The sequence below is a fragment of the Caballeronia sp. AZ7_KS35 genome, assembly GCF_023631045.1.
GTDB classification, from domain to species: Bacteria; Pseudomonadota; Gammaproteobacteria; order Burkholderiales; family Burkholderiaceae; genus Caballeronia; species Caballeronia zhejiangensis.
The window spans coordinates 189,574-203,029 of the sequence record NZ_JALQDV010000042.1; the positions used below are offsets into that span (position 1 = coordinate 189,574).

Below are 13,456 nucleotides of genomic sequence, written 5' to 3' on the forward strand. Positions count from 1 at the left end.
ACGAGGGCTGCCAGAAACGCTTCAGTTCCTCATGCTGCATCCGCGAGCCGAATGGTCTGCTGTTCTTTGCGCCGCGTCCCCGGCCGGCCGATGAGCGCGCCCGGCACATTACCGATGCCGAACGCGGGTCGCGCGAGAAAGAAACCCTGCGCGAGCACGTGCGGCCACTGCGCAATCCATTGCGCCTGCGCGGCCGTTTCCACACCTTCGACGACGATCGCCACCTTCAGCCGCGTAAGAAGCGTGAGCACCGACGAAAAGACCAGACACGCGTTCGGGCAGCGCGGCGCTTCGGCGAGCAGTTCCTTCGCGATCTTGACGGTGCCGAAGTCGATCGGTCCGAGCGCGGCGAGACATGAATAGCCGGTGCCGAAATCGTCCATCGCGACGCTCACGCCCTTGTTCTTGAGACGCCGCACGACCTTGCGCATCGCCGGCATGCGCGCGAGATCTTCGCTTTCCAGCAGTTCGAGTTCGATGCAATCGGGCGTGATGTCGTGCGCGCGGCAAATCGATTCCATCCGCTCGGCGAAGCCCGGCAACGCCGCGACCGATGGCGGGACGTTCACGGCGACCGAATAGTGTGCGCCGCCACTTTCGCGCCACTCGCCAATCTCGGACGCGACCGCGTCCAGCACGAACCATGTCAGTTCGCGCATGATGTCGGCGTCCTTGAACGCCTCGCTGAATGCGCCTGGCAGCAATACGCCGTATTCCGGATGACGCCAGCGAATAAGCGCTTCCATTTGCGCGAGTTCGCCGCCGTGGACTCGGTAGATTCCCTGATAGGCGATGCAGAATTCTCCGGCCTTGAGGCCTTCGAGTATGCGATGCCTGAATGCATGATCTGACTCCGGCGCGGCTTTCGCGACAGGCGAGCCGTGTGTCGTTCTTTTCATGCTCTAGCCATCCCTCCCAGTTGGTCGTGGAAGCGGTTGCACGAGTCGTGCCAGAAACTATGATCGCGCGTCGTCCAATCCAAGTAAATTCGGTGAGCCCCTTGGAGACAACGTTTGCCTCTTAAGGGGAGCGTTTGCGCTTGCGTGTGGACGCATCGTTCAGCCATCCCGAGTCACGTAACGCAACCGTAACGCGTGATGATCTGTGTGGGCTGGCGCACATAACGCAAGCACATATTGCGCTGCATCGGCATGGCGTTTTGCAGTTTTGTATATAGCGATTCCGGAACATTTGTAATCCCGACTAGTGCCGGCGCCGGGAAAATGATCGCTGCGAACGGCGGGCGCGCACCAAAAATGGGACACGCGGCGCTTCCGCACAGGCGACCGCCGGTCGATGAGCATGGGTATGCCGCTGTCTTCGCTTACGAGAGTCTTTCCGCGACGTCGATCGTCAGGCGGTCGCGGTTTCGGCGACAGGGCGCATGCGTTCCAGCGCGCTGCCATCCTCGCGGAACAGATGCACATGGCGAATGCTGAAGCCCGCGTTCAGGCGCTGTCCTTCGACGGCCGTCGATTCGCCCGAGCCTTTCACCTGAATCACGAGTTCGTTCGGCAAACGGACATGCAGCAGCGTCTCGCCGCCGAGATGCTCGATCACCATGACTTCGCCTGCAAGGCCGCTGTCGATATCCCCGCCGCCCGATTCGACGAAATGCTCGGGCCGGATGCCAAGCGTAAGCGTCTCGCCCGCGTGCACGGACGAAGCCGCGAACGGCAGCGTCAACGACTCGCCGCCCGGCAATTCGATGGTGACGCCCATAGCATCCACGCGCATCACGCGCACATCCATGAAGTTCATTTTCGGCGAGCCGATGAAACCCGCGACGAAGCGATTGTGCGGCGTGCGATACAGCTCCAGCGGCGAGCCGATCTGTTCGACGCGTCCATGATTCAGCACGACGATGCGATCGGCCATCGTCATCGCTTCGGTCTGATCGTGCGTGACGTAGATCATCGTCGCATTGAGCTGCTTGTGCAGCTTGATGAGTTCGAGGCGCATCTGCACGCGCAATGCGGCGTCGAGATTGGAGAGCGGCTCGTCGAAGAGAAAGACTTTCGGCTCGCGTACGATGGACCGGCCGATCGCCACGCGCTGACGCTGCCCGCCCGACAGCGCGCGCGGACGCCGTTCGAGCAACTGGCCGATCTGCAAGATCTCGGCCGCGCGATGCACGCGTTCCTTGATCTGCGCTTCGGGCAACTTGAGCATGCGCAAACCGAACGCGATGTTCTCGTACACCGACATGTGCGGATAAAGCGCATACGACTGAAACACCATCGCGACGCCGCGTTGCGAAGGCTCGAGTTCGGTGACGTCCTCGCCGCCAATCAGTACTTGCCCTGAGTCGCAGCGTTCGAGTCCGGCGATGGTGCGAAGCAAGGTCGACTTTCCGCATCCCGAAGGACCGACGAAAACCATGAACTCGCGATCGGTCACTTCTATGTCGACGCCCTTCAGCACGTCGACGCCAGCGAATGCCTTGCGGATCTGCTGCAAATGAACTGCGCTCATGCGTTGTCTCCCGTTTGCTGCTGCGGCAGCGCAGCATCCGATGCGTCGTCGAATTTGTTCTTGACAAGCTGTTCGCGCCAAAATATACAATTGTAAAACCGAAATTACAAGTGAAACGACGCGCACCAGGGATCACGAACGAACGCACCAGAGAAGCCGTATCCGCTCGAAAAATACCAAGGAGACAGGCATGAAGAAGCGCTTCATTCCGGCCATGCAAGCCGGTCCGATCAAACACGCCGCGGCAGTCGCGCTCCTCACGGCGAGCGCGGCGTTCGCAACATCGAACGCGCAGGCCTGGACTCTGAAGGAAGCGGCGCAGCCGTATTCGGGCACCACGATCAAGGCCATCTTTCTCGATCGTCCCGGCTACAAGGCCGCGCAGCAACTCATTCCGCAGTTCGAAAAGGAAACGGGCATCAAGGTGCGCTGGGAAGTGATTCCCTATGAGAATACGCGCGAAAAGGAAGTGCTCAACTTCGTCGGCGGCGGCGACCAGGACATCGTGCTCGTGGACGTCGTGTGGATCGGCGAATTCGCGAGCAACAAGTGGCTCGTGCCGATCAAGAAGTTCACCGACGATCCGAAGCTCGCGGATCCGAATCTCAACCTGAAGGGCTTCTTTCCGATCCTGCTCGATTCGTTCGGCTCCTGGGACAAGGTCACCTACGGCCTGCCGTTCGATAACTACTCGGGCCTGATGTTCTACAACAAGTGCATGTTGAAGGACGCGGGCTTCGACGAGCCGCCGAAGACCTGGGACGACTTGCTCAACACCTACGCGCCGAAGCTCACGAAGGGCGACAAGTTCGCGTTCGCGCTGCAATCGCGGCGAGGCGAAACGCAGTCGGCCGATAGCTTCATGCGCGTGCTGTGGCCGAACGGCGGGTCGCTTCTCGATGCGAAGTTCAAGTCGAATCTGATGTCGCCGCAATCGCAGGCGGGCCTCGAATATCGGCAGAAGCTGATGAAGTACATGCCGCCGGGCATCGTCGACTTCGATCACGCCGAAGCGGTCAACGCGCTTGCGCAAGGACAGGTCGCGATGATTACCGAATGGTCCGCGTTCTATCCCACGCTCACCGATCCGAGCAAGTCGAAGATCGGCAACTGTCTCGCGATCACGACCGAACCGAAGGGACCGGCCGGACTTAAGCCCGCGCTCGGCGGCTTCTCGCTTGCAGTGAACGCGAAGTCGAATGCGAAGAAGCAGGCCGCGTCGTGGCTCTTCATTCAATGGATCACGTCCGAAGCCATGGCGAAGCCTTATCTCGAAGCGGGCGGCGTGCCGGCGCGCATGGCGATCTATGAGGACAAGGCCGTGCAGGACAAGTATCCGTTCGTGAAGCCGATGGTCGAATCGTGGCAGGGCGGCGTGCCGGATTATCGTCCGCGCTTCCCGGAGTGGCCGGCGATTTCAGAAGTCATCGGCGAATGGGGCAGCAAGATGATGCTCGGCCAGGTGACGGTGAAGGAGGGCGCGCAGACCATCGGTCAGAAGACCGAGGACATCCTGAAGAAAGCGGGCTATTACGACGGCAAGAAGCCTTTGCTGAAGTAATTCTGTTCACGGGACCGGAGGCGATCGAATGGCATCACCTGTAATGCATGCGCGCGGACCGCGCAAGCCCGCGCGCTACTTCGGCGTCCTGCCGCGTTCGCCCGCCTTCTGGTTCCTGATACCCGCGATCGCGGCGCTCGCGATCATCGGCATCTATCCGCTGCTGCTTGCGCTCTATAACTCGTTTCATCAATACAAGCTCGCGGACCTGGCCTCGGGCACGCCGTTCGTCGGCGTCGATAACTACATCGCGACGCTGACCGATCCGACCTTCTGGGAAGCGCTCGGACGCACGGCATTGTTCCTGTGCGTGACCTTGCCGATCGAAGTCGCGCTCGGGCTCTTTGCAGCGCTGCTGTTGCATCGCACGGAGCTGCCGTGGATGCGGGCGGCGGCGCGCGTGAGTCTCGTCATTCCGATGGCGACGACGTATGCGGTGGTCGGGCTCATCGGCCGCCTGATATTCAATCGGCAGTTCGGCGTGGCGAACTATCTGACAGGTCTCATCGGCATTCCGCCGCAGGACTGGCTTGCGGACCCGACGCTCGCGTTCGTCTCCGTGATGATCATGGATATCTGGCAATGGACGCCCTTCTGCGCGCTGATCCTGCTTGCCGGGCTTTCGATGGTGCCGAAGGAAGCCGAAGAAGCAGCGCGCCTCGAAACGCCGAAGTGGAGCATGATTTTGTGGCACCTGCAGCGTCCGTATCTTCTTCCGGGTCTCACTGCGATTCTTATTCTTCGTTCCGCCGATATGCTGAAGATGTTCGACGCCGTCTTCACGATGACGCGCGGCGGGCCCGGCGCCGCGACGGAATTCATCAGCGTCTATATCCAGCGCGTCGGCTTTCGTCTCTTCGATCAGGGCATGGCTTCCGCACAGGCGATCATCCTGCTCATTCTGACGATCGTGCTGTCGCGTCTCTATATTCGCTTCGTGTATCGGGAGGCCGCGTGAGTTCGATAGGCATGCAAGGCACGCAACGCGCAAAGCGCGCACGCGCGGCAAGAAAACGCGCTACTGTATGGCACTTTCTGGGCCTCGTCGTAGTGTTCATGTCGTCGGTGTTTCCGTTCTACTGGATGGTCACGACGAGCCTCAAGAGTCAGGCCGATGCGCTCGCGTATCCGCCGAAATGGCTGTTCTCGCCGACGTTTCATCACTACTCGGCAGCACTGTTCGAACATGACGTCGCGAGTAGTCTGCTGAACTCGCTCATCATCGCGAGCAGCACGACCGTCCTCGCTATCCTGCTTGGCACGCCAGCCGCTTATGCGCTCGCGCGCTACGAATTTCGCGGCAAGGAAGACCTCTGGTTCTGGTTCATCTCGAACCGCATGGTGAGCCCCGTCGTGCTCGCGGTGCCGTTCTTTCTGATCGCGACGAAGCTCGATCTCGTCGATACGCATATCGTGCTGATCCTGCTGTATCTGACGTTCTCGCTGCCCATCGTCGTATGGATCTGCACGGACCAGTTCCGCAACATTCCCGTCGAGCTCGACGAAGCCGCGCGTCTCGATGGCGCATCGCCGTGGCGCGTGTTCTGGCGCATCAATCTGCCGCTCGCGATGCCGGGCATCGTCGTATCGGCGATCTTCGCGTTCATCTTCTCGTGGAACGATCTGCTCTATGCGCTCGTGCTCACGCGCAGCGACGCGATTACCTCGCCGGTTGCGGCGACGAGCTACATGAGCGGTTATGAATTGCCCTGGGGCGAGATCATGGCGACGGGCACGCTGATCGTGCTGCCCATGGTCGTGTTCGCGCTGGCCGTGTCCGGGCGATTGGTGCAAGGGCTCACGATGGGCGCGGTGAAATAAAATCGCGCGGCCTTTCATTGAACAACAGGACAACATGAGCAAGAGCGCACCGCCCATCGCCATCGCGGAAGCGGACGATTCCATCGATTCGGAAGAAGAACTGCAGGCGCGCGTCGCGTGGCATTACTACGTCGGCAATCTGACGCAGCAGGAAATCGCGCAGCGCATCGGCAGCAATCGCGTGCGCGTGAACCGGCTGCTTGCGGCGAGCCGCGAGTCCGGCCTCGTGCAGATCACGATCAATAGCAAGATCGTGCCATGCGTCGCGCTGGAAGAAGCGCTCGCGAAACGCTTCGGCCTCGAATGCGCGGTGGTCGTGCCGAGCGGCGCGAACAACGAGGCGAACAATGCGGCGCTCGGCATCGGCGCGGCGTCGTACTTCGCGAGGCAGATAGTTGCAGGGCAAACTATCGGCCTCGGCTGGGGCCGCACGATCCGCGCCGTGTTGCGCGCGCTGCCGCAGCGCACGTACGGCGCGGTGTCGGCGGTGTCGCTGCAGGGCGGGCTGTCGCATTGCCCGAGTATCAATACGTTCGATATCGTGTCGGACTTCGCGAACATCTGCCGCGCCGACAGTTATCTGTTCGCCGCGCCGATCTACGTGAGCAGCCAGAAAGCGCGCGACGTGATCCTGCAGGAAGAAACCGTGCGCGAGACCTATGAACTCGCGCGCAGTGCCGATCTCGCCTTGCTGACGTGCGGCGATCTGACGGAATCGCTCGTCGTGACATACGGCATCGACAATCCGGAGCAATTGCGCACGTTGCAGAAGGCGGGCGCGGTCGGCGACATGCTCGGCCACTTCATGGATGAAGACGGGGAGCTGATCGATCATCCGTTGAATCGACGCACCGTTGCGATCACGCTGGACGACCTGCGCAAGATCAAACGCGTGATTCTCGTGAGCGGCGGCAAGAAGAAATTTCATGTCACGCGCGCGGCATTGCGCGGGCGTTATCCATCCGTGCTCGTGACCGACGAGGACACCGCAAGACGCCTGTGCGACGAGCCCTGAAGACGACACCATGACGACCATCGACAGAAATCGCGAATTCGCGGGCAAGACCGTGCTCGTCACGGGGGCGGGCAAGGGCATCGGCCATGCAACGGTTCATCTGCTGATCGAGCGTGGCGCGCGTGTCATTGCATTGAGCCGCAGCGCAGCCGATCTCGATCTGCTGAAGAAGGAGACGGGTTGCGAGATCATTGCCGCCGATCTCGCCGATGCCGACGCCGCACGCGAAGCGGCGCGCGCCGTTCAGCCCGTCGATCTGCTCGTGAACAACGCGGGCATCGCGGTGTTGGAGCCGTTTCTCGATACGACCGTCGAAGCCTTCGATCTGACGATGAACGTCAACGTGCGCGCAGCGATGATCGTCGCGCAAGAGTGCGCGAAGAACATGATCGCGCGTGGCGCGGGCGGTTCGATCGTGAACGTATCGAGCCTGTCGGCGAATGTGGGCTTCGCGCTGCACGCGTCGTATTGCGCATCGAAAGGCGGACTCGACGCGATGACGCGCGTCATGGCCAACGAGCTCGGCCCGCACGGCATACGCGTGAACGCGGTGCTCCCGACCGTCACGATGACCCCGATGGGTGAAAGAGCGTGGAGCGATCCCGCCAAATCCGAACCGATGCTTGCGCGCATTCCGATGAACCGCTTCGTGGAGCCGGTGGAAGTCGCGCGCACGATTGCCTATCTGCTTTCCGACGATTCGAGCATGGTCAGCGGCGTGAGCCTGTTGGTCGATGGCGGATTTCAGGCGCGCTGAGATTAGCTTCGCGATTCAATCAACGACACCGGAGACTTGTAATGACCGATTCACAGATGACCGCGATCGTATGCCGCGCGCCGAAAGACTATCGCGTCGAACGCGTGCAACGCCCGAGCGCGGCGAGAAACGAACTCGTGATCCGCATTGCGGCATGCGGCATTTGCGCGAGCGATTGCAAATGCTGGTCGGGCGCGAAGATGTTCTGGGGCGGCCCGAATCCGTGGGTCAAGGCGCCGGTCATTCCGGGACACGAGTTCTTCGGTTATGTCGAAGAACTGGGCGAGGGCGCGGAAGAACATTTTGGCGTGAAGAAGGGCGATCGCGTGATTGCCGAGCAAATCGTGCCTTGTGCGAAATGCCGCTATTGCAAGTCGGGCGAGTACTGGATGTGCGAAGTGCATAACATCTTCGGCTTCCAGCGCGAAGTCGCCGATGGCGGCATGGCCGAATACATGCGCTTTCCGCCGACGGCGATCGTGCATAAGATTCCGGACGGCATTTCACTGGAAGATGCGGCGATCATCGAGCCGCTTGCGTGCGCGATCCATACGGTAAATCGCGGCGATATCCAGTTGAGCGATGTCGTTGTGATCGCGGGCGCGGGGCCACTCGGTCTGATGATGACGCAAGTCGCGCATCTGAAGACGCCGAAGAAGCTCGTCGTGATCGATCTCGTCGAAGAGCGGCTCGCGTTGGCGCGCGAGTACGGCGCGGACATCACGATCAACCCGAAGACCGACGATGCGCTCGAAACGATTCGCTCGATCACCGATCGCTATGGCTGCGACGTATATATCGAAACGACCGGCGTTCCTGCGGGCGTTACGCAAGGACTGGAGCTGATTCGCAAGCTCGGCCGCTTCGTCGAGTTCTCCGTGTTCGGCGCGGATACAACCGTCGACTGGTCGATCATCGGGGATCGCAAGGAGCTCGACGTGCGCGGCGCGCATCTCGGACCGTATTGCTATCCGATCGCGATCGATCTGCTCGCGCGCGGACTCGTCACGTCGAAGGGCATCGTCACGCATGGCTTCACGCTCGACGAGTGGGACGAAGCCATCAGGATCGCGAATTCGCTCGATTCGATCAAGGTGCTGCTCAAGCCGTAACGACTGCCGGCGTGCGCGTCGCGATTCCGATGCATGCGTTCGCGCCGGAGACGTTCGGGTCGTTCAGGATCTGATGATGTGAAAACCATGCGCCATGCGTTGCATTGCATGGCGCATCGTTCACGAAAGCGACACGCCCAGCAACTTGCCGATTCCATATGTGCAAGCGGCCGCGATCATTCCGATCAACGCTTGTCGCACAGCGGAAAACAGCGCGCCGCGTCCATTGAACAGCGACGTGAACACGCCGATGCCCGCAAGCCCGAGTCCGCTCAAAACGATGCATTGCACGATGCCTTCCGTACCGCTTGCCCAAAGAAAGGCGATGGCCGGAATGATCGCGCCCACGGCGAACAACGTGAACGATGCGAGCGCGGCCGTCCAGGGATTGCCGCCCAACTCGCGCGGATCGAGGCCGAGTTCTTCGCGCGTCAGCGTGTCGAGCGCCTTGTCCTTGTCGCGCATGATTTGCGCGGCGACGCGTTTCGCTTCGGCTGCATCGATGCCCTTTGCCTGATAGATGAGCGCGAGCTCATGCCGCTCCGCGTCGGGCATATGATCGAGCTCGTCCTTCTCCCGCGCGATTTGCGTGCGCGCGAGTTCGCGCGCATTCGTGACAGAGAGCCATTCGCCGAGCGCCATCGATGCCGCGCCCGCGATGAGTCCCGCGAACGCCGTGAGCAGGACCGTTTTGCTATCGCTGCCTGCACCCGCGACGCCCATGATGAGGCAAAAGTTCGACACGAGGCCATCGTTCGCGCCGAGCACTGCGGCACGTAAATCGTTGCCCGATGCGACGCCGCGATGCCACGACTCGGCCGCTGCGATCGCACCGCCTTTACTCAGCCCTTTGCTGCGACTCGCGACTTCCTGCACGATATCCGCGTGATGCCGCTCTTCCGCCGACATCTGCGCGGCATCGGGTTGGCCGGCATATTTATCGCGATCGGCCATTTCGTTTGCGGCGACCGAGCGCAACACGAAGTCCGGTCCGAACGCGCGTGCGAGCGTACGCATGATCCGCGTTTTTGCGCTGATGCGATGCGTTCGAACGGACACGCCATTCGCGCGCAATTTCGCGGCCCATATGTCCGCATGACGGCGCTCCGCTTCGGCCAGCTCGGCATAGACGCGCCGCTTGTCGTCCTGCTTTTCCGCTCGTGCGAGCGTGTCGTAGAGCGCGGCGCTGTCGAGTTCGTCCGCGAGATTGGAGGTAAAGCGCTTGAGTTCTGTCTGGGACGCCATGACGTCACCTTTATCGTTCGTCTCGTTGATTCAAGAGTAAAGACGAACGACATGTCGCGTTGCTAATAGCCCTACGATGCGCGCTGAGTGAGAATTGAATCGCGTCTCATCGTCGTCATTGTTTAGATGGGGCTTGATTAAATCTCGAATGGAGCGACGTGCGAATCTTTCTCGCGACTGCGCGAAGCGGTACGTTCGGCGCGGCAGCGAGGAGCGTGTTTCGCCTAAAGCGAAGATCGTTTTCGGCAGCAACAATCGCGATGCGCAGGCAACGATGTGCGCATCGAGTGCCGGCTATGCGGTATTGCCGTGTCCGTTAGGCGATGCCGATGCGCGCCTCAAGCGCTTCGATGTTGGTGTAGCGCCAGCCGGAAGAGACGTATGGTTGGTTATCACCGCGATCTCAGGCGAGTCGCGCGCTTGCGAGCTTTATTGAACGAAACGATGCCGACGCTAGGCGAAGGTATTAATCGGTATCAATCGATTAGCGATGCAACTAACTGTCCTTTGCGCTTATCCACTTCGAATCCGAGCCCAGGCCAGCGCAAAAGAATCAAATAAGCGAGCAGTCGGAGTTTTAGGCAATCAAAGAACTACTTCAAGGCCGCGCACCAAATCGATGCGTATTAGCGACGCTATCCGCAAGCGCTACGCGATCCAAGCTCGATTTTTAAAGCGGCGCTACAATCCCGATGCCTAAAACCGACTGGCGCCCCACACAGTCGGCTATTTGCGATATCCGCTGAAACCACTCAAAAGCCGGAGCGCTCATGACCACGCTTTCCATTAACGGCCAGAACCATTCGGTCGATGCGCCACCCGACATGCCGCTTCTCTGGGTATTGCGCGACATCGTAGGACTCACAGGAACCAAATTCGGCTGCGGCATTGCGCAATGCGGTGCGTGTACCGTTCATCTCGATGGCGTCGCGGTTCGTTCATGCGTTTTACCGATTGCCGCCGTTGGCGATCGCAAGGTGACGACGATCGAAGGCATCGGCGAAACACCCGCCGGCAAGAAAGTGCAAGCGGCCTGGCGTTCGCTCGATGTCGTGCAATGCGGGTACTGTCAGTCTGGACAAGTCATGTCCGCCGCGGCATTGCTCGCGACAGTCTCCGATCCCAACGACTCCGATATCGATGCCGCGATGGCGGGCAACATCTGCCGCTGCGGCACTTATCACCGCATTCGCGCCGCCATCAAGCAGGCCGCAAAGGAGGCGTGACATGTCGCAAGGATTGATCGAGGCGGGGCGTCATGCGGCTCGCGCGGGATTGTCGCGCCGCACGTTTCTGAAGTTCGGCGTGACCGCCGGCGTCGCTGCAAGCGGCGGATTGCTGATCGGCTTCAGCTTGCCGGCCGCGAGCCAGGATCAGGGCAAAGGCAAGTCGGTTATCGGAGGCGATGGCGTCGAGTCCGCGCAAGAAGGCGTGTTCGCACCGAATGCGTTCGTGCAGATCGACAAGAGCGGCAAGGTCGTGCTCATCATGCCGAAGGTCGAAATGGGACAAGGCGTCTATACCGCGTTGCCCATGTTGATAGCCGAGGAGCTCGAAGTGCCGCTCGATAGCGTCACGATCGATCATGCGCCGCCGAACGAAAAACTTTTCACGGACCCGCTGTTGGGCGGTCAATTGACAGGCGGTTCGACGTCCGTGCGCTATGCGTGGGAGCCGTTACGCAAAGCGGGCGCGGCCGCACGCATGATGCTCGTCGCGGCGGCGGCGCAGGAATGGAAATGCGATCCATCGTCTTGCCAGGCGCAAGGCGGCAAGGTTATGCATGCATCGGGAGAACGTAGCGCGAGTTATGGCGAGCTCGCCGAAGCGGCCGCGAAATTGCCCGTTCCGCAAGACATCAAATTAAAGGATCCGAATAACTTCAAGATCGTCGGCACGCCGGCGAAAAGGCTCGATTCGCCAGAGAAGGTCGATGGCACTGCAATGTTCGGTCTCGATGTGCGCTTACCCGACATGGTGTATGCAGCGATCGTGAATTGCCCCGTGTTCGGCGGAACGCTCGCATCCGTCGACGACAGCAATGCGAAGAAGATTCCCGGCGTGCGTCAGATCGTAAAGTTCGACAATGGCGTCGCGGTGATCGGCGATCATACGTGGGCCGCCAAACGCGGCGCGGCTGCCTTGCAGATTCAATGGAACGAAGGCGCGAGCGCCAACGTATCGACGAAGCAGATCGTCGACGACATGGCCAATGCATCGCAGCGCACGGGCGCGGTGGCGCGTAAGGAAGGGAATGCCGACAATGCGTTTTCCAATGCGAAGACGCGCGTCGATGCGGTGTACGTTCAGCCGTTTCTCGCGCATGCGACGATGGAGCCGATCAACTGCACGGTGCACGTGCGCCCGGACGGTTGCGATATTTGGCTTGGCACGCAAGTGCCCACGCGTATCCGCGATGCCGGAATGAAAGCGACTGGATTGCCTGCGGAAAAGATTCATGTGCATAACCATTTGCTCGGCGGCGGCTTCGGCAGGCGGCTCGAATTCGACATGGCCACGCAGGCGCTCAAGATCGGCAAGGCGCTCGGCGTTCCGGTCAAAGTAACGTGGTCGCGCGAGGAAGACATTCAGCACGACATGTATCGGCCGTGCTATTACGACAAGTTATCTGCGGGACTCGATGCCAACGGCAAGCCGGTTGCATGGACGCATCGCATCGTCGGGTCGTCTGTGCTCGCGCGTTTTGCGCCGCCGGCAGTAAAGGATGGGGTCGATCCCGATGCCGTCGAAGTGGCATCCGATCTTCCGTACGACTTGCCCAATCAGCTCGTCGACTATGTGCGGCTCGAACCGCATGACGTGCCCACCGCATTCTGGCGCGGCGTGGGACCGACGCGTGGCACGTTCGTCGTGGAAAGCTTTATCGACGAATTGGCCGTGCAGGCGAAAGTCGACCCCGTCAAGTATCGGCGAGATCTGCTTGGCAAGTCGCCGCGCGCACGCAACGTGCTCGATGTCGCGACGCAGGCGGCGGGCTGGGGACAGCAATCCGTGCCGCAGGGACAAGGGCGCGGCGTTTCGGTGATGCACGCATTCGGCAGTTTCTTCGCCATCGTCGCGGATGTCGCTGTCGACAAAGACGGCGAGGTGAAGGTGAATCGCATCGTGTGCGCCGTCGATTGCGGCATGGTCGTCAATCCCAATACGGTTGAAGCGCAAGTGCAGGGCGGCATCATATTCGGCATTACCGCCGCGCTCTATAGCGAAATCACGATCAAGGACGGACGCGTCGAACAAAGCAATTTCACCGACTATCGAATGCTGCGCATTCACGAAACGCCGCCGGTGGAGGTGCATATCGTCAAAAGCACGGAAGCTCCTGGCGGCATCGGCGAACCAGGCACAGCGGCGCTTGCGCCGGCTATCACGAATGCGATCCATGCCGCAACGGGCAAGCGATTGAGGCGCTTGCCCGTAGGCGATCAATTGCGTAGCGCCTGAGGAGCCCG

At 60.7% G+C, this 13,456-nt stretch carries 11 protein-coding genes; 8 read left to right on the forward strand and 3 right to left on the reverse strand.

Features of this window, described 5'->3' with window-relative positions; genetic code table 11:
* Positions 1-29 precede the first annotated feature (29 nt).
* Together NCT05_RS26945 and NCT05_RS26950 are read right to left on the reverse strand one after the other, a co-directional pair.
* Entirely contained in the window at positions 30-899 is an 870-nt protein-coding gene (locus NCT05_RS26945; RefSeq protein WP_008347768.1) for an EAL domain-containing protein, read from the reverse strand.
* Positions 900-1,353: 454 nt separating this feature from the next.
* Entirely contained in the window at positions 1,354-2,475 is a 1,122-nt protein-coding gene (locus NCT05_RS26950; RefSeq protein WP_250457200.1) for an ABC transporter ATP-binding protein, read from the reverse strand.
* A gap of 190 nt (positions 2,476-2,665) precedes the next feature.
* Here NCT05_RS26950 and NCT05_RS26955 point away from each other — a divergent pair, with 190 nt between their 5' ends.
* The 6 genes from NCT05_RS26955 to NCT05_RS26980 are packed head-to-tail and all read left to right on the forward strand — an operon-like array spanning position 2,666 to position 8,741.
* Positions 2,666-4,036 (forward strand): ABC transporter substrate-binding protein, encoded by a 1,371-nt coding sequence (locus tag NCT05_RS26955; protein WP_008347772.1) that lies wholly within the window; start codon positions 2,666-2,668, stop codon positions 4,034-4,036.
* Between the two features lie 28 nt (positions 4,037-4,064).
* Positions 4,065-4,994, forward strand: coding sequence for a carbohydrate ABC transporter permease (locus tag NCT05_RS26960; protein ID WP_235366216.1), 930 nt, complete (start codon positions 4,065-4,067; stop codon positions 4,992-4,994).
* An 11-nt stretch (positions 4,995-5,005) separates the two neighbouring features.
* On the forward strand, positions 5,006-5,857 hold the full coding sequence (locus NCT05_RS26965; protein WP_008347776.1) for a carbohydrate ABC transporter permease: 852 nt from the start codon (positions 5,006-5,008) through the stop codon (positions 5,855-5,857).
* A 34-nt stretch (positions 5,858-5,891) separates the two neighbouring features.
* The gene (locus NCT05_RS26970) at positions 5,892-6,872 is read left to right on the forward strand and encodes a sugar-binding transcriptional regulator (protein ID WP_008347778.1); all 981 of its coding nucleotides are present in this window, start codon (positions 5,892-5,894) and stop codon (positions 6,870-6,872) included.
* A gap of 10 nt (positions 6,873-6,882) precedes the next feature.
* A complete protein-coding gene (locus NCT05_RS26975) occupies positions 6,883-7,629 on the forward strand; it encodes an SDR family oxidoreductase (RefSeq protein ID WP_008347780.1) in 747 nt (248 codons plus the stop codon).
* Positions 7,630-7,670: 41 nt separating this feature from the next.
* Positions 7,671-8,741, forward strand: coding sequence for an alcohol dehydrogenase catalytic domain-containing protein (locus NCT05_RS26980; protein ID WP_250440884.1), 1,071 nt, complete (start codon positions 7,671-7,673; stop codon positions 8,739-8,741).
* Between the two features lie 120 nt (positions 8,742-8,861).
* Here NCT05_RS26980 and NCT05_RS26985 read toward each other — a convergent pair whose 3' ends face one another.
* On the reverse strand, positions 8,862-9,986 hold the full coding sequence (locus NCT05_RS26985) for a VIT1/CCC1 transporter family protein (protein ID WP_008347784.1): 1,125 nt from the start codon (positions 9,984-9,986) through the stop codon (positions 8,862-8,864).
* A gap of 770 nt (positions 9,987-10,756) precedes the next feature.
* Here NCT05_RS26985 and NCT05_RS26990 point away from each other — a divergent pair.
* Positions 10,757-11,212, forward strand: coding sequence for a (2Fe-2S)-binding protein (locus NCT05_RS26990; RefSeq protein WP_008347788.1), 456 nt, complete (start codon positions 10,757-10,759; stop codon positions 11,210-11,212).
* A gap of 1 nt (position 11,213) precedes the next feature.
* On the forward strand, positions 11,214-13,448 hold the full coding sequence (locus NCT05_RS26995; protein WP_250503591.1) for a xanthine dehydrogenase family protein molybdopterin-binding subunit: 2,235 nt from the start codon (positions 11,214-11,216) through the stop codon (positions 13,446-13,448).
* Positions 13,449-13,456: the final 8 nt, after the last annotated feature.